Source organism: Muricauda sp. MAR_2010_75, from assembly GCF_000745185.1.
GTDB lineage: Bacteria > Bacteroidota > Bacteroidia > Flavobacteriales > Flavobacteriaceae > Flagellimonas.
Map to the genome: position 1 here is coordinate 2414067 of NZ_JQNJ01000001.1, position 20249 is coordinate 2434315.

General features: G+C 43.0%; 16 protein-coding genes and 1 riboswitch. Of the genes, 11 read left to right on the forward strand and 5 right to left on the reverse strand.

Features of this window, described 5'->3' with window-relative positions:
* Positions 1-68 precede the first annotated feature (68 nt).
* The 5 genes from FG28_RS10725 to FG28_RS10745 form a co-directional block, all read right to left on the reverse strand.
* Positions 69-710, reverse strand: coding sequence for a hypothetical protein (locus FG28_RS10725; RefSeq protein ID WP_036382663.1), 642 nt, complete (start codon positions 708-710; stop codon positions 69-71).
* An 11-nt stretch (positions 711-721) separates the two neighbouring features.
* Entirely contained in the window at positions 722-1435 is a 714-nt protein-coding gene (locus FG28_RS10730) for an energy transducer TonB (protein ID WP_036386482.1), read from the reverse strand.
* A gap of 122 nt (positions 1436-1557) precedes the next feature.
* Complete coding sequence (locus FG28_RS10735) at positions 1558-2823, reverse strand: serine hydrolase (RefSeq protein WP_036382664.1); 1266 nt, start codon at positions 2821-2823, stop codon at positions 1558-1560.
* Between the two features lie 18 nt (positions 2824-2841).
* Positions 2842-3882: a zinc-dependent alcohol dehydrogenase family protein gene (locus FG28_RS10740; protein WP_036382666.1), complete on the reverse strand. Its 1041-nt coding sequence runs from the start codon at positions 3880-3882 to the stop codon at positions 2842-2844.
* A 98-nt stretch (positions 3883-3980) separates the two neighbouring features.
* Positions 3981-4598, reverse strand: coding sequence for a deoxynucleoside kinase (locus FG28_RS10745; RefSeq protein ID WP_036382668.1), 618 nt, complete (start codon positions 4596-4598; stop codon positions 3981-3983).
* A gap of 305 nt (positions 4599-4903) precedes the next feature.
* Between FG28_RS10745 and metK the strand changes: the two genes are divergently transcribed.
* The 11 genes from metK to FG28_RS10800 all read left to right on the forward strand — a co-directional run bounded on the left by metK (position 4904) and on the right by FG28_RS10800 (position 20220).
* On the forward strand, positions 4904-6157 hold the full coding sequence (gene metK / locus FG28_RS10750) for a methionine adenosyltransferase (RefSeq protein WP_036382670.1): 1254 nt from the start codon (positions 4904-4906) through the stop codon (positions 6155-6157).
* A 212-nt stretch (positions 6158-6369) separates the two neighbouring features.
* Entirely contained in the window at positions 6370-8304 is a 1935-nt protein-coding gene (locus FG28_RS10755; protein WP_036382672.1) for a CocE/NonD family hydrolase, read from the forward strand.
* 97 nt (positions 8305-8401) lie between these two features.
* Positions 8402-8509, forward strand: a riboswitch (SAM riboswitch).
* A gap of 116 nt (positions 8510-8625) precedes the next feature.
* Positions 8626-9900 carry an O-acetylhomoserine aminocarboxypropyltransferase/cysteine synthase family protein gene (locus FG28_RS10760; protein ID WP_036382674.1) on the forward strand — a complete coding sequence of 425 codons (1275 nt, stop codon included), beginning with the start codon at positions 8626-8628 and terminating at the stop codon, positions 9898-9900.
* A 36-nt stretch (positions 9901-9936) separates the two neighbouring features.
* The gene (thrA, locus tag FG28_RS10765) at positions 9937-13323 is read left to right on the forward strand and encodes a bifunctional aspartate kinase/homoserine dehydrogenase I (RefSeq protein ID WP_036382676.1); all 3387 of its coding nucleotides are present in this window, start codon (positions 9937-9939) and stop codon (positions 13321-13323) included.
* A 71-nt stretch (positions 13324-13394) separates the two neighbouring features.
* On the forward strand, positions 13395-13709 hold the full coding sequence (locus FG28_RS10770; protein WP_036382678.1) for a GIY-YIG nuclease family protein: 315 nt from the start codon (positions 13395-13397) through the stop codon (positions 13707-13709).
* Positions 13710-13748: 39 nt separating this feature from the next.
* Complete coding sequence (locus FG28_RS10775) at positions 13749-14909, forward strand: PLP-dependent aspartate aminotransferase family protein (RefSeq protein WP_036382680.1); 1161 nt, start codon at positions 13749-13751, stop codon at positions 14907-14909.
* A gap of 58 nt (positions 14910-14967) precedes the next feature.
* The gene (locus tag FG28_RS10780) at positions 14968-15378 is read left to right on the forward strand and encodes an Rrf2 family transcriptional regulator (RefSeq protein WP_036382682.1); all 411 of its coding nucleotides are present in this window, start codon (positions 14968-14970) and stop codon (positions 15376-15378) included.
* 163 nt (positions 15379-15541) lie between these two features.
* Complete coding sequence (locus FG28_RS10785) at positions 15542-16165, forward strand: phosphoadenosine phosphosulfate reductase family protein (protein WP_036382684.1); 624 nt, start codon at positions 15542-15544, stop codon at positions 16163-16165.
* Between the two features lie 79 nt (positions 16166-16244).
* Positions 16245-18335, forward strand: coding sequence for a HEPN domain-containing protein (locus FG28_RS10790; protein ID WP_036382686.1), 2091 nt, complete (start codon positions 16245-16247; stop codon positions 18333-18335).
* Positions 18328-19104, forward strand: a complete 777-nt coding sequence (gene cobA, locus FG28_RS10795) for a uroporphyrinogen-III C-methyltransferase (RefSeq protein ID WP_036382688.1) — start codon at positions 18328-18330, stop codon at positions 19102-19104. Before FG28_RS10790 ends, cobA begins: the two co-directional genes overlap by 8 nt.
* A gap of 54 nt (positions 19105-19158) precedes the next feature.
* Positions 19159-20220 carry an NAD(P)/FAD-dependent oxidoreductase gene (locus FG28_RS10800; protein ID WP_036382690.1) on the forward strand — a complete coding sequence of 354 codons (1062 nt, stop codon included), beginning with the start codon at positions 19159-19161 and terminating at the stop codon, positions 20218-20220.
* Positions 20221-20249 lie beyond the last annotated feature (29 nt).

A 20249-nucleotide genomic window follows, 5' to 3' on the forward strand; every position in this document is an offset into this window, starting at 1 on the left:
TGTTGAGTTGAAGAGAAAAAACCACATCTCGGATGTGGTTTTTCAAAGGCTGAAATTCGAAGGAAGGTCTAATTGTCATAAGGGTCCATAATCCCCATAGGTTGATGTCCTTCTTCCTTTATTAATTGACTTTTGTTGAAACTCCCATTAAATTCATTCGAATAAATATTTGGCTCGTCATACAATGTTGAAGTATTATCGACTAACAATTGAAACCGAAATTTGGCTTGAATTTCCCCCCTGATACAAGGGGCCTCCAAGTCCCAATATTCATTTGGACCAATGAAAACCGAATGATAACTGTTTCCACACCAACTGCTCGGAAGATATTCGATGTCTTGCCATTCATTTTTATAGAAAACTTGACGCTTAAGATAGATTCTGCTGTCTTGCGCGGGAAGCTTCACAATTGAATCGGAAGTGTTGACAATGAAAACCTTGAACCCTGCCGCTTTCTCCACAAACGTAACAATGGAATCCGTTTGTACAATAACTTGGAATGCATTCGGTCTTGATATCTTTTCCATCATCGAATTAATCGGTTTAGGGGTATTATTGTCTGCGTAGTAGCCACCCAATGCGGTTGTATCGACTTGACTTGTGCCCACATAAAAATAACCGCGTAATTTATAGCCCACATCCAAACAGGTTTGTCCAAATGATGTGTCGAGCACTCCAAAGCATAATAGGAACAGCAATAGTTTTTTCATAAGTTTTGGATTTACTGTAACTTAAAAGTAATAGGAATGGAAAAAGGTACTTTTACAGGTGTTCCACGTTGCTTTCCAGGGATCATTTTGGGCAATTTGGAGATGATTCGAGCGGCTTCGGTCTCCAAAATTTCATGGGGTCCTCGCATTTTTACATCACCTATGCTACCATCCTTTTGAATGGTGAAAATTATATTGACCCTACCTTGTAAGCCCATTTCTTGGGCTGGCTCAGGGTATTGGAAGTGTTTTTGGATATGTTTCTGCATCATCTGCTGAAAACATGCTTTCTTTCCATCTTCATCGGAGATGACCTCACACCCCGGAAAAACAGGAGCGTTTTCAATGGTTATCCATGGTACTATCTCAGGTTCATCCGTCTTGGCAACTTCTATATCATCAATCGATGGGATTTCAGTATTTGGGTCTGATTCTGTTGATTTAATGGGTGTATCAATAATGTCAGGGTCATCGGGCACGATTTCAATCACTGGTGGCGTTTGGATTTTTGGTAGTGGGGTCTTCAGTTTTTGAATGGTAATGGGAGGTTCTTCTTCAGACAATACCTTAGGATCTATCTGTCCAATTTCCCATTCTGAAACTGGATAGTAGGTTTTCCATTCCAAAGCCAAATAGGCTAGGAGCAATATTACCGCCATCCCAATAAAAAAATAAAGGGAGTTGTTCCGTTTCAATTCCAGATTTGGATTTTTCTTGAGTTCCATAATTTTCAAATTTTGGGCCACTTGGGCGAGTTATTATTTGAAAATTAGGTTGAAAATCAACTGAATGAAACCCACAATGAGGGAACAGCCAGTTTGGGTGAGGGAATGACCCTCAATGTATGTTAGTCAGTTATTGCTTGGTATACCAAAGCCCGTAATTTACCATGGTCGTCAATGTTTCGCGCCGGAATCAATTGGGTGAAATACACTACCAGCATTTCCTCTTTGGGGTCGGCCCAATAGGTGGAATGGTAGGCACCGCCCCAAGCAAATTCACCTTTGGAACCCAAAGTTCCACGAAGTCCCAAATCTTCCACTGTGGAAAAACCCAATCCAAAGCCCTGTCCTTCGTTCAGTGGAAAAGGCAGGTGGTTTGTCGTCATCAATTCCACAGTTTTTCGTGAAATAATGCGATTACCATTAAATTCTCCTTTGTTGAGCATCATTTGCAAGAATTTGGCGTAATCCATTGCCGTACTTAAAAACCCGGCACCCCCCGAGAAGCTTTTACGTGGCCCATCCACATAAGCACCTTGGCCAACCATGCCACCGGGATTGGGAGCGCGTTCCAGTCCATTTTCAGTGGTGGAATACACCGTGGCCAAACGTTCTCTTTTATCTTTTGGTAGATAGAAATGGGTATCGGTCATGCCAATGGGGTCAAGGATGTTCTTTTTAAGAAAGACATCCAAAGGTTCACCCGAAGCCACTTCAATCAATGCCCCGAGAATATCCGTGTTATAGCCATAAACAAATTTTTCTCTGGGTTGTGACTCAAACGGAAGTTCCGCCATGCGGTTTACGGTAGCCTGAATGGGCTCGTCCCTGTCCGCAAAATACCAACCTTGGATGTTGGCTTCTTCCCACAGGTCCTTGGCAATACCGTTGCCATAGGAAACCCCAGAGGTATGGGTGAGCAAATCACGAATAGTTATAGGTCGTTCAGCATCAACAATGTCATAGGAACCGTCATCTTTTGCCACAGCAACCTTAGTTTTCATAAAAGCGGGCAAATATTTTCCGACGGGGTCGGTGATGAGCAGCTTGCCCCTTTCTTGGAGAATCATTGCCCCAACACTTACAATGGCCTTGGTCTGCGAAGCAATCCGAAAGATGGAATTCTTTGCCATTGGTACATTGTTTTCCACATCATTCTTTCCAAAGGATTCAAAATAGGCGACTTTTCCTTTTCGGGCCACAAGAACAACGGCTCCTGAAAGTTTTTCATTATCCACGTAATCCTGAAAAGTTTCGGTAAGTAGGTTCAGTCGTTCCGAAGATAGGCCGACATCTTCCGAATTAACTTTTTCCAACTGCTGGGCAGGAAGATTGATGTAGGCCAAAAAGGCAAGTGCAAGTAGAAGTTTGTTGAAGTGTTTTGTTTTCATGTGGTTGGGTTTATTGATTTAAAATGAATTGATGACCAGTACACCTTTATTTTCAAATTTATGCATATTTGGAAGCGCAGTGATGGCATTCTCCAGAGAGATGGTTCTTTCTATCAATTTTTGTGGTTGGAGTTTCCCCAGTTGAATCATTTTTAGCATTTCTGGGTATTTAAAAGCTTGCATGCCATGGCTTCCGAGAATTTCCAGTTCATTGGCGATGACCATATCCATAGGAATTTTTGGGTGTTTATGGTCTCCTGCCATTAACCCCACCTGAACATGTTTGCCCCTTTTTTTAAGATTGGCAATGGAGTTGAAGCAGGTGGTTGGATTTCCCAAGGCATCAAGCGATACATGTGCGCCACCAAAGGTCAATGCTTTTATCTCCGCAACAACATCAGCACTTTTTTGGGCATTGATGGTGTCCATGGCTCCCAATGCTTTGGCAAGGGATAAGGTATTTTCATTGATGTCAACCGCGATAACATGTGCTCCCAGCGCATTCGCAATCATAATGGCCGAAAGTCCAACGCCACCACAACCGTGCACGGCCACATATTGTCCGCCAGTGACCTTGCCCTGTTCCACAACAGCTCGAAACGCAGTTATAAATCGGCAGCCTAAAATAGCGGCAGTTTCATAAGTGATTTCGTCGGGAATTTTCACCAAATTGGTGTCGGCATAATCCAAGGCCACATATTCGGCAAAGGAACCCCAGTGGGTAAAACCCGGTTGGGATTGATGGTCGCACACCTGGTGGTTGCCCGATTTGCATTCACCACAGGTGCCACAACCGCAGACAAAAGGTACGGTAACACGGTCTCCAATGTTAAAGTTCACCACATTTTTTCCGATGGCAGCCACAGTGCCCGCCAACTCGTGACCGGGAACATGGGGGAGTTTAATGTCGGGGTCATGGCCCATCCAGCCGTGCCAATCGCTTAAGCAGAGTCCCGTAGCTTCCACTTTTACCACCACACCATAATCACTGGGTGTGGGATCAGGCACGGATTGAATGCGCAAGGCACCTTCAAAGTTTTCGTACACTAAAGCTTTCATGAATTTATCACCACTGGAAATTTAATCAGCAATTAAATATACCGATATCTATGGAATAAAGATGGGGAAATGGTAACAGGGGAGGTTTTGGTTTGAAATTACTCAAACAACCCGTGAATCTCCGCATCAATACGGTTGATCACTTTGCCCAAATCTTCCGGTTCATCCACAAAATTGATGTCATCCACGTCAAAGATTAGCAACTTGCCCTTTTCATAAGTGTTGGCCCATGCTTCGTAGCGTTCGTTCAACCGGCTGAGGTAGTCAATGGAGATAGAATTTTCATAATCCCGCCCCCGCTTGTGGATTTGGTTCACCAAATTGGGAATGGAACTGCGCAAATAGATCAAGAGATCTGGCGGTTGCACCAAACTTTCCATCAATTCAAACAGCCCTTTGTAATTTTCGTAATCGCGGTTGGTCATCAACCCCATGGCGTGCAGGTTGGGGGCAAAGATGTGGGCATCCTCGTAAATGGTCCGATCCTGGATCACATTCTTCCCCGTTTCCCTGATTTTTAGGATTTGGCGATAGCGGCTGTTCAAAAAGTAGATCTGCAAGTTGAAACTCCAACGTGCCATCTGGGTATAGAAATCATCCAAATACGGATTGTCCACTACATCTTCAAAATGGGCTTCCCATTTGTAATGCTTTGCCAATAAGTTGGTCAGGGTGGTCTTTCCGGCGCCAATGTTTCCTGCTACCGCAATATGCATAGGGTGTTAGTGTTTTTGTGGTTGGTGTTTAATGATTAAGCTAACGAGTGTCGCAATATACAAAGTATATCCAGTCAAAGAAAAAAAACTCTTTGAAATGGAACAATGGCAATCGGGATAAAACAAAGTTTTAAAATATGTTCCAAATATGTACTTTTGCCCTTCAAAATGAGGACAGATTTGACTGATTGCAACCTCTAAAAATGCTAAAGCAGTTCGTGCCAAATGCTATTTGGTATCTCTTCAACAGGGTTTGGAACTTCTTTTTGCGGCATTGGTCAAGTTTATCCCAATAATTTAGAACGATGGCATATTTGTTTACTTCAGAGTCCGTTAGTGAAGGACACCCGGATAAAATTGCGGATCAGATCAGTGATGCGCTTTTGGATAATTTTTTGGCCTTTGACCCAGATAGCAAAGTGGCTTGTGAAACCTTGGTCACCACGGGTCAAGTGGTGCTGGCGGGTGAGGTGAAGAGCCATACCTATGTGGATTTACAAAGCATTGCCCGTGATGTGATCAATCAAATTGGTTACACAAAAGGGGAATATAAATTCAGTGGTGATTCCTGCGGGGTGATTTCATTGATTCATGAACAATCACAAGAAATCAACCAAGGTGTAGATCGGGGCAGCAAGGAGGAACAGGGCGCAGGTGATCAGGGGATGATGTTCGGGTACGCCACTAAGGAAACCGATAACTATATGCCTTTGGCCTTGGATATTTCGCACAAAATTCTTCAGGTGTTGGCCGAGTTGCGAAGACAAGGTGATAAAATAAGCTATTTACGTCCCGATGCCAAAGCGCAGGTCACCATAGAATATTCCGATGATAACATTCCGCAGCGAATTGACACTATAGTGGTATCAACACAGCATGATGAATTTGACGGTGATGATGCCATGTTGGCCAAAATCAAAAAGGATGTAATTGAAATTTTGATTCCTGAAGTGACAAAATTGTTGCCCGAAAGCATTCAGAAACTTTTTAATGATAAGATAAAATACCATATCAATCCCACCGGAAAATTTGTAATCGGTGGTCCTCATGGGGATACGGGTCTAACAGGTCGAAAGATTATTGTGGACACCTACGGTGGAAAAGGAGCCCACGGTGGTGGTGCTTTCAGTGGTAAAGACCCTAGCAAAGTAGACCGAAGCGCTGCCTATGCCGCACGGCATATAGCCAAAAATTTAGTGGCAGCCGGGGTCGCTGATGAGATTTTGGTGCAGGTGAGTTATGCCATTGGTGTGGTGGAACCCACGTCCCTTTTTGTAGAAACTTATGGCACATCAAATGTGGGGATGTCCGATGGTGAAATCGCGAGAAAAGCTTCCGAACTTTTTGATATGCGGCCTTTTGCCATTGAAGATCGGTTAAAGCTTCGCAATCCTATTTATTTGGAAACTGCAGCCTACGGCCATTTGGGAAAAGAACCGCAAACGGTGACCAAGGTATTCGAATCACCCTATAATGGAAGAATCCGGAAAGAAGTGGAACTGTTCACTTGGGAAAAACTGGATATGGTGGACCAAGTGAAAGAGGCATTCGGACTTTAAATTATTTCACCAAATACCATACGAGACAGTTTAAAATGTAGACTAGCGTCAACCTGAACTTGATTCAGGTTCCCATGTCGTTTTTTTGTGTTGATATGATGAGATTCTGAAATGAATTCAGAACGACCCATTTCTATATCTTTAAGGTGGCTTTTTTTTGTTGGCATACTCCCCCGAACTTTAGTAGTTTTAGACAATCAAAATTCGAAAGCATGAAAACTTCAGTTCGCATCCTGTTCTTGGGTCTTTGTTTATCATTTGTTGTATTAAGTTGTAAAAAAGTCACAAAAACCGAAGTTGCGGTTGTTGACACTTACGTGGCTGACCACTATACCAAACAAGAAGTTGATATTGAGATGAGAGATGGTATAAAATTGCATACCACTATATATTCTCCAAAAGATACCTCCCAAGAATACCCCATAATCATGCAGCGTACTCCGTATAGTTCCCAGCCTTATGGCGAAGGGAATTTTAGGCCACAGATCGGTCCCAACGAAAATTTGATGAAGGAGGGCAACATCATTGTTTACCAAGATGTTCGCGGAAGATGGTTGAGTGAGGGACACTATGAAAATATGCGGGCTTATATCCCCAACAAGACTTCGGATGATCAGGTGGACGAAAGCTCGGACACCTACGATACCATTGAATGGTTGGTGAACAATGTGGAGAACAACAATGGCAGAGTTGGAGTTTGGGGTATTTCGTACCCTGGATTTTATGCTACCTATGCCACGGTTGATGCGCATCCAGCTTTGAAAGCAGCTTCACCACAAGCCTGTATAGGGGATTTCTTTTTTGATGATTTTCACCATAACGGTGCCTATTTGTTGAGTTATTTTAGAGCCACCTCCCTTTTTGGCACCCCACGCCCCAATGGTGACCAGCCTATTGATACAGCTTGGTATGTGCTACCTGAACTTCCTACGGAAGACCAGTATCAGTTTTTTTTGGATGCTGGCCCGCTTAAAAATTTGGACTATTTCTACGAATATGAAACAGCGGATACACCCAAAATGCGACCCGAGGGTGTTACCGATGACTTTTTCTGGAACGAGCTAAAAGAGCACCCCAATTATGACGAGCTATGGCAAAGCCGTGGACTTATTCAACATTTGAAGGATGTGAAGAGCAGTGTGGCCACCATGATTGTAGGCGGATGGTTTGATGCCGAGGATTTGTACGGACCTTTGGAAACCTATAAAAACATTGAGAAATACAACGATGGAAACTACAACACCATGGTTTTTGGCCCCTGGGACCATGGACGTTGGTCTCAAAGGGATGGCCGTAGCTTAGTAGGCAACTACTATTTTGGTGACTCCATCGCTGAATTTTTCCAAGATAATATCGAGACCAAGTTCTTCAACCATTTTTTGAAAGGGGATGGCGATATGAATTCTGGTCTTCCCGAAGCCTACGTTTTTGACACTGGCAAAAAGGAATGGAAAAAATACAATACATGGCCGCCAGCAAATATGGCAAAACAGACCATGTATCTTTCCGAAAACCAAGAGTTGACCTCGGAACAAAAGGGAGTAGAAGCAATTCAATTTATAAGTGATATTAAAAAGCCGGTGCCTTATTCCGAAGATGTGAAGACGGTTTTCACCCCCAGAAAATACATGACCGACGACCAGCGTTTTGCAGCCCGTCGTTCCGATGTTTTAGTTTATGAAACGGATGTTTTAGATGAGGATTTGACTTTGGCGGGTGATATCATGGCCCATTTAAAGGTGGCTACCACAGGTACGGCCGCGGATTGGATTGTAAAGATCATTGATGTCCATCCAGCGGATGCGGAGACCAATGAAGAGATGCAGGACCACCTCAGAATGAGCAACTATCACCTCATGGTGCGCAGCGAAGTTTTACGAGGTCGGTTTCGGAACAGCTTTTCCAATCCAGAACCCTTTACGCCCAATCAGAAAACAGATGTGAACATCAAACTCCAAGATGTCTTCCATACTTTTAAAAAAGGGCATAAATTACAGGTTCAGGTACAAAGTACTTGGTTCCCGTTGATTGATTTGAATCCGCAGACTTATGTAGAAAATATCTTTAAGGCGGACGAATCGGATTTTAAAACCCAGACCCATACGGTGTTTACCGATTCCAATATTGAGTTTTCGGTTTTAAAATAGTTGGAATATGGTTCTTCTGTGAATTTTTCCAAAAAGATTAGGAAAATCCATTTTTCCATCTGTATATTTGTCGCTCAAAGTTCAAACACGTATTGAATAGTTATCAAGAAAGGTGGAGGGAATAGACCCTGTGAAGCCTTAGCAACCCTTGACCCCTTGTGTCATGAAGGTGCTACATTCTATCCCATATGGGAATAGATAACGACAATCGACATTTTTTCGATTTCACTTTCTTATAACTTTTTGATTATTCCTATGGGACGTGCCCACAGGGTTTGACTTTTATATTTTATCGATGTACGAATTAAACAAACAAAAGTCATGAGCGATCAAAAATTTTCAACCAATGCCCTACATGCAGGGCACGATGTTTCTTTAAATGGAGGGACCAGAGCTGTGCCGATTTACCAGAGCACCGCCTATGTATTCAACAATTCAGACCATGCCGCCAATCTATTTTCATTGGCCGAGTTTGGCAACATTTACACCCGAATCAACAACCCCACCAATGATATTTTGGAGCAGCGCTTGGCAGCCCTTGAAGGTGGGATTGCTTCTGTGGTCACTGCCTCAGGAACCGGAGCGATTAACACCGCATTGTTGGTATTGTTAAAAGCGGGAGACCATATCGTATCTTCCAACAGTTTGTATGGCGGGACTTACAACTTGTTCAGTGTAACCCTGCCTCGTTTGGGTATCACTACAACCTTTGTGGATCCTTCTGACCCAGCCAATTTCGCAAAAGCTGTTCAGGAAAATACCAAAGCATTTTTTGTAGAATCATTGGGAAATCCAAAATTGGATGTATTGGATTTGAAGGCCATTTCCAAAGAAGCTAAAGCGGCAAAAGTTCCATTTATTGTGGATAATACCGTGGCGTCCCCAGCATTGCTGAACCCGATTGAGCATGGGGCAAATATTGTCATTCACTCTTTGACCAAATACATCAACGGAAATGGAACTGCCTTGGGCGGTGCCATTATCGATGCTGGGACTTTTGATTGGGCCAATGGAAAGTTCCCAGAGTTTACTTCACCCTCTCCTGGATATCATGGATTGGTTTATCATGATGCTTTGGGGCCTGCCGCATTTATAGCAAAGGTTCGGATAGAAGGTCTGCGTGATCATGGTGCATGTTTAAGTCCGTTCAACGCGTTCCAGATCATCCAAGGATTGGAAACCTTGGAGGTGCGTATGAAAAAACACAGTGAAAATGCCCTGGACTTAGCAAAATGGCTGGAGGATAGGGATGAGGTCACTTGGGTAAATTATCCGGGATTAGAATCTAGTAAATACAAGAAATTAGCTGATGAATACTTACCTAAAGGGCAAAGTAGTATTGTTACATTTGGAGTAAAAGGAGGGTTTGAATCAGCCAAAAAGATTGCTGATGAAACCAAAATCTTCTCGCTTTTGGCCAATATTGGGGATACCAAATCCTTGATTATCCATCCCGCAAGTACCACCCATCAACAATTGAGTGATGAAGACCAAGAGTCTACTGGGGTGACAAAGGATTTGATTCGCCTCTCGGTAGGATTAGAGGATTTATCCGATTTAAAAGCAGATTTGGAGCAGGCTTTTGCCACTATCTAAATGTTTTGATTAATAGATTAATGACGTAGAACAGCTATGCTGAAGCATCTGAACATAGAACAATTTACTGCTCAAAGTGGTGTTAGCCAAGACCTTAAGTTATCATACCAACTTTTTGGCCAACCCTTGCATTCCGCACCAATAGTGTTGGTGAACCATGCGCTAACCGGAAACTCCAATGTGGCTGGTGAGGACGGCTGGTGGTCCGATTTGATAGGGGAGGGTAAGTGTATAAATACCGATACCTATACCATTTTGTCCTTTAACATTCCCGGTAATGGTTACGATGGCTTTATTATTGAAAATTACAAAGATTTTGTGGCTGGTGATATTGCCCGAATCTTCCTTTTGGGATTGGAACAGTTGCAAATTCACCGATTGTTCGCCATTATTGGCGGTTCTTTGGGAGGTGGAATTGCATGGGAGATGGCAGCGTTGAATCCTGCAATCACGGAACATTTGATTCCAGTGGCCTCCGATTGGAAGTCCACCGATTGGTTGATTGCCAACTGCCAGATTCAGGAGCAGTTCTTGGTGAATTCCAAACAGCCCGTTCATGATGCCCGTATGCATGCCATGTTGTGTTATCGGACCCCTGAATCCTTTAAGGAACGTTTCAAGCGCAGTACCAATGAAGAGCTTCAGGTCTTTAATGTGGAAAGTTGGTTGATGCACCACGGGAAGAAACTGCAGGAGCGCTTCCAATTGTCTGCCTACAAGTTGATGAACCAGCTATTGAAGACCATCGATATAACACGAAATGGGGAGGATGCCTTCAAGGCCCTTCAGGATAGCGAGACCAAGATCCATATTGTTGGGGTCAATTCCGATTTGTTCTTCACGGCCGAGGAAAACAAGGAAACCTTTAGGCGATTGGCCCAGGCCAATACCAATGTCACCTACGGTGAGGTGCAATCGGTACATGGGCACGATGCCTTTTTGATGGAATTTGAGCAATTGGAAAAATTGTTGGAAACCGTTTTTCAGAAAAATGGAAAACATGAACGCATCAAAATTCTAAAATTTGGCGGAAAATCCTTGGCCAATGGAGAAGGGATAGGGCGTGTCTTGAAGATCATAAACAAGAGAGCTAAAAACAATGAACATTTTGCGGTAGTCGTATCAGCCCGTGGAAAGGCTACGGACCAGCTTGAAAATATGTTGGAAAAGGCGGCGAAAGGGGAAAGTTTATCTGAAGATTTAAAGGCGTTTTCCATTTATCAAGAAAATGATTTTGATGGGGTTGACCTTTCAGTCGAACTTAAAGCCATAGAAAAGATATTGAGTGGCGTCTCATTAACCGGCGATTATAGTCTGCGAACCAAGGATGAACTATTGTCTTTTGGGGAATTGATTTCGGGCAAAACCGTCACAGCTCTGTTGAACCAATTGGGATTAAAAGCACATTTGGTAGATTCCAGAAGTTTGATCAAAACCGATGATGCCCACAACAATGCCGAGGTGGACCAAAGCATTTCCAAGGAAAATGTAATACGTTGTTTCCACGAACTGGATGCAGATACCATTGCTGTGGTGACGGGTTTCATTGGCTCTACCAAAGAAGGGGTTACAACGACGTTGGGCAGGAATGGCACCAACTATTCTGCGGCGCTTTTGGCCAACTTTTTGGATGCTTCGGAATTGATCAATTATACCCATGTGGACGGTATTTTCACCGCAAATCCCGATTTGGTAACCGATGCGAAACTGATTGATGTCATCTCCTATGACGAGGCCAACGAGCTGGCCAATTTTGGGGCCAACATCTTACATGCCAAGACAATCATCCCATTGATTGAAAAGAACATCCCTTTGCGTATCTGCAACACCTTTAACGATGACAGTCAGGGGACTTTGATTGGACCTAGAACAGAGAATGGAGGTATCAAATCCTTGTCCGTTTTGGACCACATGGCCTTGATCAATTTGGAAGGCCGAGGCTTATTGGGCAAAGTGGGTATTGATGCCCGAATTTTTAGGGCCTTGGGTCTAAATGGCATCAGTGTGGGAATTATTTCCCAAGGTTCTTCGGAGCGAGGCATAGGTTTGGTGGTGGATGCTTCCAAGGCAGAAAAAGCCAAAAAAGTGTTGGACCAAGAGTTTGAAACCGATTATTCATCGCACGACATCAACCAAATTACCGTGGTGAAAGATGTCTCCGTGATTTCCATTGTGGGGATGGATTTGAGCAGCTTTCACAAACCGTTCAACGCCTTGGTGAAAAATCAGGTGATTCCCTTGCTTTTCAACAATACTGTGACCGGTAAAAATGTGAGCATGGTGGTCAAAAATGTGGATTTGCACAAGGCCATTAATGTGATTCATGGACAGATTTTTGGAATAGCCAAGAAAATCAACTTGGCGCTGTTTGGACATGGTAATGTGGGCGGCACCTTGATTGAGCAGCTGTTGAATTCCAACAAAAATATTGAGGCCCGAAAAGGGATTGACCTAAAGGTCTTTGCCGTTGCCAATTCCAAAAAGGTGCTCTTGGATGCGAAGGGAATTGGGTCCAACTGGGCTAAACGGCTGGAAAAGGAAGGAAAACCTTATCAAATCGAGGACATTATCGCCTTTGCCAAAACCCATCATTTGGAAAACCTGATCGCGGTGGATAACACGGCGAGCAAACCGTTTGTTGAAAACTATGAACCGTTGATCAAGCACGGTTTTGATTTGGTTTCTTCCAACAAGATAGCAAACACCCTCAGTTTTGAAAAGTACAAGTCCATCCGTAGATGTTTGGATAAAAACCAAAAACAATACCTGTACGAAACCAATGTTGGTGCTGGGCTCCCCCTTATCGATACCATTAAGCTTTTGCACTTGTCCGGTGAGAACATCACCCGAATAAAAGGGGTGTTCTCTGGGTCTTTGAGTTATATTTTCAATACATTTTCGGAAGCGGAAACCTCTTTTTCATCCATCATAAAAGAAGCGATGGAAAAAGGATTTACCGAGCCAGACCCAAGAGAAGATTTGTCTGGAAATGATGTGGGCAGAAAATTGTTGATTTTGGCCCGTGAGTTGGATCTTCAGAACGAGTTTTCGGACATTTCGGTAGAAAATCTGATTCCAGAGGAATTGCGCACACTATCATTTGAAGATTTTACGGCTCGTATTGGCGAGATGGATGAAGTTTACGCAAAAATCAAGAACGAACAAGCGGAAGGTCATGTGCTGAGATATGTGGGAGACCTACATGGCGATTTGCAACAGGATAAAGGTATCTTGGAAGTTAAGTTGATTTCAGTACCGAAAGAAAGTGCCTTGGGACAGGTAAAAGGTTCAGATTCCATTATTGAGATTTATACCGAATCCTACGGAGAAAACCCCTTGGTGATCCAAGGTGCGGGGGCGGGTGCTGCAGTTACCGCACGCGGGGTATTTGGTGATGTATTACGAATAGCAGAAAAGATATAGCTTCGACTTCGCTCAGCTACCGAATTTAAGAGACTTGGTGGCTGAGCGTAGTCGAAGCCACAATAATTAAGATGAAAGGTTATGTGTACATATTGGAATGCTCGGACGGAAGTTATTATACTGGTAGTACGATAGACTTGAATAAACGGTTTATGGAGCATCAAGATGGTAGAGGGGCAAATCATACCAAAAAGAGATTACCTGTAGAATTGGTATATGTTGAAGAGTATTTAAGTATAGCAACCGCTTTTGAGCGGGAAAAACAAATCCAAGGCTGGTCCAAGGCGAAAAAAGAAGCGCTTATTAATGGTGAATTTCAAACTTTGCCCTATTTGGCCGAATGCAAGAACGAAACAAATTATAAATACTTTAAAGAGAATAAATAAGTGGCTTCGACTACGCTCAGCCACCAAACAAGAAGAATAATGAAACAGTTTGAAACAGAAGCGATACGAACACAAATGGAGCGTACCCAATTTTTGGAGCACTCCAGTCCCATGTATTTGACCTCCAGTTTTGTATTTGAGGATGCAGAGGATATGCGGGCTTCTTTTGCCGAGGAAAAAGACAGGAATATTTATTCAAGGTACTCCAATCCCAACTCGTCAGAGTTTATAGATAAGGTCTGCAAAATGGAAGGAGCGGAAAACGGTTTTGCCTTTGCTTCGGGAATGGCAGCCGTTTATTCTACCTTTGCAGCCTTGTTGGAGAGTGGGGACCATATTGTGTCCTGCAAAAGTGTTTTTGGATCTACACATACACTGTTCACCCAGTTTTTTCCAAAATGGAACATCACCACCAGTTACTTTGGTGCCAATGATTTGGATATTGTGGAAGGTTTGATCACTCCCAACACCAAAATTATTTTTGTGGAATCGCCCACCAACCCGGGTGTTGATGTACTGGATTTGGAGCGTTTGGGGAACATTGCCAAAAAACACGGGCTTATTTTTATTATTGACAACTGTTTTGCATCTCCCTATCTACAGCAGCCCATAAAATTTGGAGCTGATTTGGTCATCCATTCAGGTACAAAGTTGATGGATGGTCAAGGTCGGGTATTGGCCGGAATAACCGTCGGAAGTAACGAGTTGGTGGATAAAGTATATCGTTTTTCACGTATCACCGGACCTGCACTTTCGCCTTTTAATGCCTGGGTGTTGTCCAAAAGTTTGGAGACTCTGGCCCTTCGGGTGGACAGGCATTGTGCCAATGCGCTGGAATTGGCCACCTATTTGGAAGGCCATGATAAAATTGAATGGGTAAAATACCCCTTTTTAGAATCGCATCCCCAATACGAACTGGCCAAAAAACAGATGAAAGCCGGCGGTTGTGTAGTGGCTTTTGAGGTTAAAGGTGGTCTTGAAGCTGGACGAAAATTCTTTGATAATATTGAATTGTTATCACTTTCAGCCAATTTGGGAGATTCCAGAAGCATTGTTACCCACCCCGCATCCACCACACACAGTAAACTAAGCAAGGAAGATCGGGCATCTGTGGGGATTTCAGACGGAATGGTTCGGGTTTCAGTAGGGCTGGAGCATATTAAAGATATTATTGCTGATATTGAGCAGGCTTTGGAATAGCATTTTGGAACCTACGATATTTTAAAGGCGGATTGTTAATTTTCCCTATATTCGTGGGATGCTCTCCAAGAAGACAAAATATGGTTTAAAAGCACTTACCTATCTCGCATCCGTAGGAACAAAGGAACCTGTTCAAATTGCTGAGATTGCCAAGCATGAGAACATTTCCCAAAAGTTTTTGGAAAGTATTCTGCTCACCCTCAGGCGAAATGGATTCCTGGGTTCCAAAAAAGGGAAGGGAGGAGGTTATTACCTGATCAAGGAACCCAATGAAATTCCCATGACAGCTGTGATGCGGGTTTTGGAGGGTCCTATAGCCATGGTACCCTGCGTTAGCTTGAATTTCTACGAAAAATGCGATGACTGCCCGGATGAAACCGAATGCTCTGTCCACAAATTAATGCTTCAAGTTAGGGATAGCGCTCTGGAGGTGTATCGGAACAATACTTTGGCCGATTTAATATCCTAAAATATATATTGATTTCAGTACAGATTTTTTAACAGACAGGATTGATTTGTTATAATCTATTAAAACTATAGGCTAAAAGTAATTTTAAGATTCATTTTGCTTTTTGTTTCAAGAATTAATTCTATTTTTGAAATTCCTACTAAAACGATAGACATTATATAATATGGCGCTCAATATAGATTTAGATTACTATAACAAGCAATTTAGGGGGATACCTCCAGAGGAAATTATCAGTTGGGCATTGCAACTGTCCCAAAAAAGAATTGTTACCACCAGCTTTGGAAAATACTCTGCGGTGCTCCTCAATACATTCAGTACTATAGACCCGGGAATAAATGTGGTTTGGTGTGATACGGGCTATAATTTGCCCGAAACCTATGAGCATGCTTCGTATCTGACCTCTTTGCTCAACCTCAATTTGAACACTTATGTTCCAAGGGAGACAAAAGCATATACCGAGCATCGTTTGGGGTTCCCTACAATTGACCAACCAGAGCATGCCGAGTTCTCGGACATTGTTAAACTGGAACCGTTTAGAAGAGCTTTGGCAGAACATAACCCGGATATTTGGTTCACCAATATTAGGATACGCCAAACAGAATTAAGGAGTTCCAAAGACATTTTGAGTTTTAGCAAGGACGGTATCCTTAAAGTAAGCCCTTTTTATTATTGGACTGATGACGAATTGGATGCGTATTTGGAAGAACATAACCTACCAAAGAACAGCACCTATTTTGATCCAGTAAAAGCTTTGGAAACCAGGGAATGTGGAATCCATTTGCAATAAGATTGCCCAACCATAAGTAAGGGTGTTTATTGATTTACGACATTATTAAACCTATTAAATATATAGGAAAAATAGAAATATGAAGAGTTTTAGAACAGAAATAGAAAACCCCGTAGTTGAAAGGGACATCATAGAACTGGAAAAGAAAATCCGCCAGTTTAAGGGCGGTGAAGTGGACGAGGAAAAGTTCAGAAGTCTTCGTTTGGCCCGAGGCGTCTATGGACAACGACAACCCGGAGTTCAAATGGTGCGGATCAAATTGCCATATGGTAAGGTGACCTCCAATCAGCTTCTGCGTATAAGTGATGTTTCTGATGAATATTCAAGAGGTCGTTTGCATATCACTACTCGACAGGATATTCAGATTCACTATGTGGATTTGGAACGTACACCAGAACTGTGGGCACAATTGGAAAAAGACGAGGTAACCATTCGTGAAGCCTGTGGAAATACGGTTAGAAATGTTACTGCCAGTGAAACAGCAGGTATCGATGTCAACGAACCTTTTGATGTTTCCCCTTACGCCCATGCCGTATTTGAATATTTTTTGCGAAACCCCATCGGACAGGAAATGGGACGGAAGTTCAAGGTTTCCTTTTCTGCCAGTGATGAAGATACCGGGCTTTCCTACATGCACGATTTGGGCTTTATTGCCAAGATTGAAAATGGGGAAAGAGGCTTTAAAGTCATGTTGGCCGGTGGTTTGGGCTCCCAGCCCCGCCATGCGGACGAACTGTACAGCTTTTTGCCAACGGACAAGATTATCCCGTTGATGGAAGGAGTAATCCGGGTGTTTGACCGATATGGGGAACGGAAAAGTCGTGCCAAGGCCCGTATGAAGTTTTTGTTGAAGGATATCGGATTGGATGGCTTCAAAGAGTTGTTGGAAGAAGAGCAAACAGCCATTCCACATCAAACTTATCCCATCAACATAGAAAATTATCCAGAGATAAAGGTAGCTGAGGTGGAAATACCCGAGGTTACCGTTGAGGACAAAGAAGCTTTCGAACAATGGAAATCCACCAATCTGGTACCCCAAAAACAAGAAGGCTATGTTGCCATCGGAATTAAGGTGCTTTTGGGTGATTTCTATACCGATAAAGCTCGTGAACTGGCCAAATTGGTACAGGATTATGCGGCTGGAGAGATTCGTTTGTCCCTCAGACAAAACATATTGATTCCTTTCGTAAAAGAGGAATTGGTTCCTTTTTTCTATCAGGAATTAAAGCGTTTGGGCTTCGCCGAAGCTGGCTATAACAAGGCCTTGGACATCACCGCATGTCCGGGAACAGATACCTGTAATTTAGGAATTGCCAGCAGTACGGGAATTGCTGATGAGTTGGAACGCGTGATCAAGGCAGAATATCCACAGTACATCAACAATCCTGATGTGGTCATTAAGATCAGTGGGTGCATGAATGCCTGTGGGCAACACAACATGGCCCATATTGGGTTTCAAGGAATGTCCGTTCGTACCAAGGATAAATTGGTGGCCCCTGCACTGCAAGTGTTGTTGGGTGGAGGAAATTTAGGAGACGGTAAAGGTGTGTTTGCCGATAAAGTGGCTAAAATACCAAGTAAAAGAGGCCCTCAGGCATTACGTTTAATTTTGGACGATTTCGAGGCCAATGGCAATGGAGCATCTTTCACTGAGTATTATGCGGAACAAGGTCAGCACTATTTTTATGATTTCCTAAAACCACTTACCGATGTGGACAACCTTACCCCTGAGGATTTTATCGACTGGGGAAATGAGGAAAAATATAAAAAGGAGATTGGTGTTGGAGAATGTGCCGGCGTTATTGTTGATTTGGTGGCCACCCTGTTCTTGGAAAGCCAAGAAAAAATTGAAAATGCTGAGGAGGCCCTTAAGGAAGGAAAGTGGGCGGCCAGTATCTACTATTCTTACCAGTCCATTGTCAATTCTGCCAAAGCTTTGTTGACGGCGGAAAAAGTGAAGACCAACACCCATTCAAGCATCATTAAAGATTTTGATGAGCTTTATGTATCATCTGGAAAAGTATCATTTGATGGAAGTTTTGAAAGTTTGGCCCTTCAGCTGAATAAAAATGAACCATCCGAAGCATTTGCCAAAAGTTATTTGGAAGATGCCAAAAGTGTTTTGGAACGTTTGGAGAGCTATAGAAAATTGGAGTTGGAACATGCATAACGGAAAATTAACAGTAGTAGGGGCCGGCCCCGGGGATTTGGAATTGATTACCCTAAAGGGTATCAAAGCCTTGGAGAGTGCGGATGTTGTGCTGTATGATGCTCTGGTGGACCCAGCCTTATTGGAATATGCACCCAATGCAGAACATATTTTTGTGGGCAAGCGAAAAGGATGTTATCGATATCAACAAGAGCAAATCAATGAATTGATTGTTCAAAGAGCTTCCCAAGGTGTACATGTGGTACGCTTAAAAGGTGGCGACCCCTTTGTATTCGGTCGAGGAGCGGAAGAAATGGAGTTTGCCGCAAATCATGGCATTGAAGTGGCTGTGGTACCTGGGATTTCATCTTCGGTATCAGTACCTGCTGCACAGCATATTCCTGTGACCAAAAGAGGTGCAGCCGAAAGTTTTTGGGTAATAACCGGCACTACAAAAGAGCATAAATTATCCAAAGATGTGGCCTTGGCTGCAAAATCCAACGCTACGGTGGTCATCCTTATGGGGATGTCAAAATTGGGAGAGATTATGGAACTCTTCAAAGAAGAGGGAAAACAACATACCCCTGTAGCCATTATCCAAAATGGTACTACGGACAATGAAAAAGTGGGAATTGGTACTGTTGCTTCTATTGAGTACAAGGCAAAGGAGCAGCAGTTGGCCAATCCTGCCATAATCATTATAGGAGAGGTGGTCAACCACCGTCAACATATATTGGATATTCAAAAAGAATATCAAACCAAAGGAAAAAAATTGTTTGAAAATGTATAAAATCCTGAATGTCCCCTTGAGGGGACTTTAGGGGTGTCGATTAAAAGTAAGATTATGATTAAAACAGACATACTAATTATTGGAGCAGGACCAACAGGATTGTTCACCGTTTTTGAAGCAGGATTGTTAAAGTTAAAATGCCATTTAATTGATGCTTTGGCGCAACCTGGAGGTCAATGTTCAGAAATTTATCCCAAAAAGCCCATTTATGACATTCCAGCTTATCCAGAGATTTTAGCTGGAGATTTGGTAGATAAGTTGATGGAACAAATAAAACCTTTTGAGCCAGGATTTACTTTGGGTGAACGGGCTGAAACTTTGGAAAAGCAGGAAGATGGCTCATTCATCGTAACTACGACCAAAGGTACGCAGCACCATGCCCCTGTAGTGGTCATTGCAGGTGGATTGGGTTCTTTTGAACCCAGAAAACCAATGATTCCCAATATTGGACTCTTTGAAAGTAAGGGTGTGGAATACATGGTTAAGGATCCAGAGCAATTCCGCGACAAAAAAGTGGTGATTTCCGGTGGAGGTGACTCTGCTTTGGATTGGGCCATTTTCTTGGCCGATGTGGCTTCAGAAGTTTCCTTAGTGCACAGGAGAAATGAGTTCAGGGGAGCATTGGATTCCGTGGAAAAGGCACGGGAATTGGCCAAATTGGGCAAAATCCAGTTATTTACCGAAGCCGAAGTAAAAGAAATCCATGGTAAGGATGAGCTCCACGCAGTGGTGATTAAATACAACGATGAAGAAAAGGAACAAACCTATGTGGAGACCGATTTCTTTATTCCATTGTTTGGGTTGTCGCCAAAATTGGGCCCAATAGGTAGTTGGGGCTTGGAAATTGAGAAAAACGCCATTAAGGTGAACAATGCCAAGGATTATCAGACCAATATTCCTGGCGTATTTGCCATTGGAGACGTAAACACCTATCCAGGAAAACTAAAATTGATATTGTCTGGATTCCACGAGGCGGCGGTAATGTGTCAGTTTGCCTACCAAATCATTAACCCAGATAAGCGTTATGTGATGAAATATACCACAGTTGGAGGTGTTGAAGGATTTGATGGTTCCAAAAAAGAAGCCAAAAAAGAAGTGGTGCAAAGCATCAATTAGTGTAAAATCATATGCTGATCAAGACACCT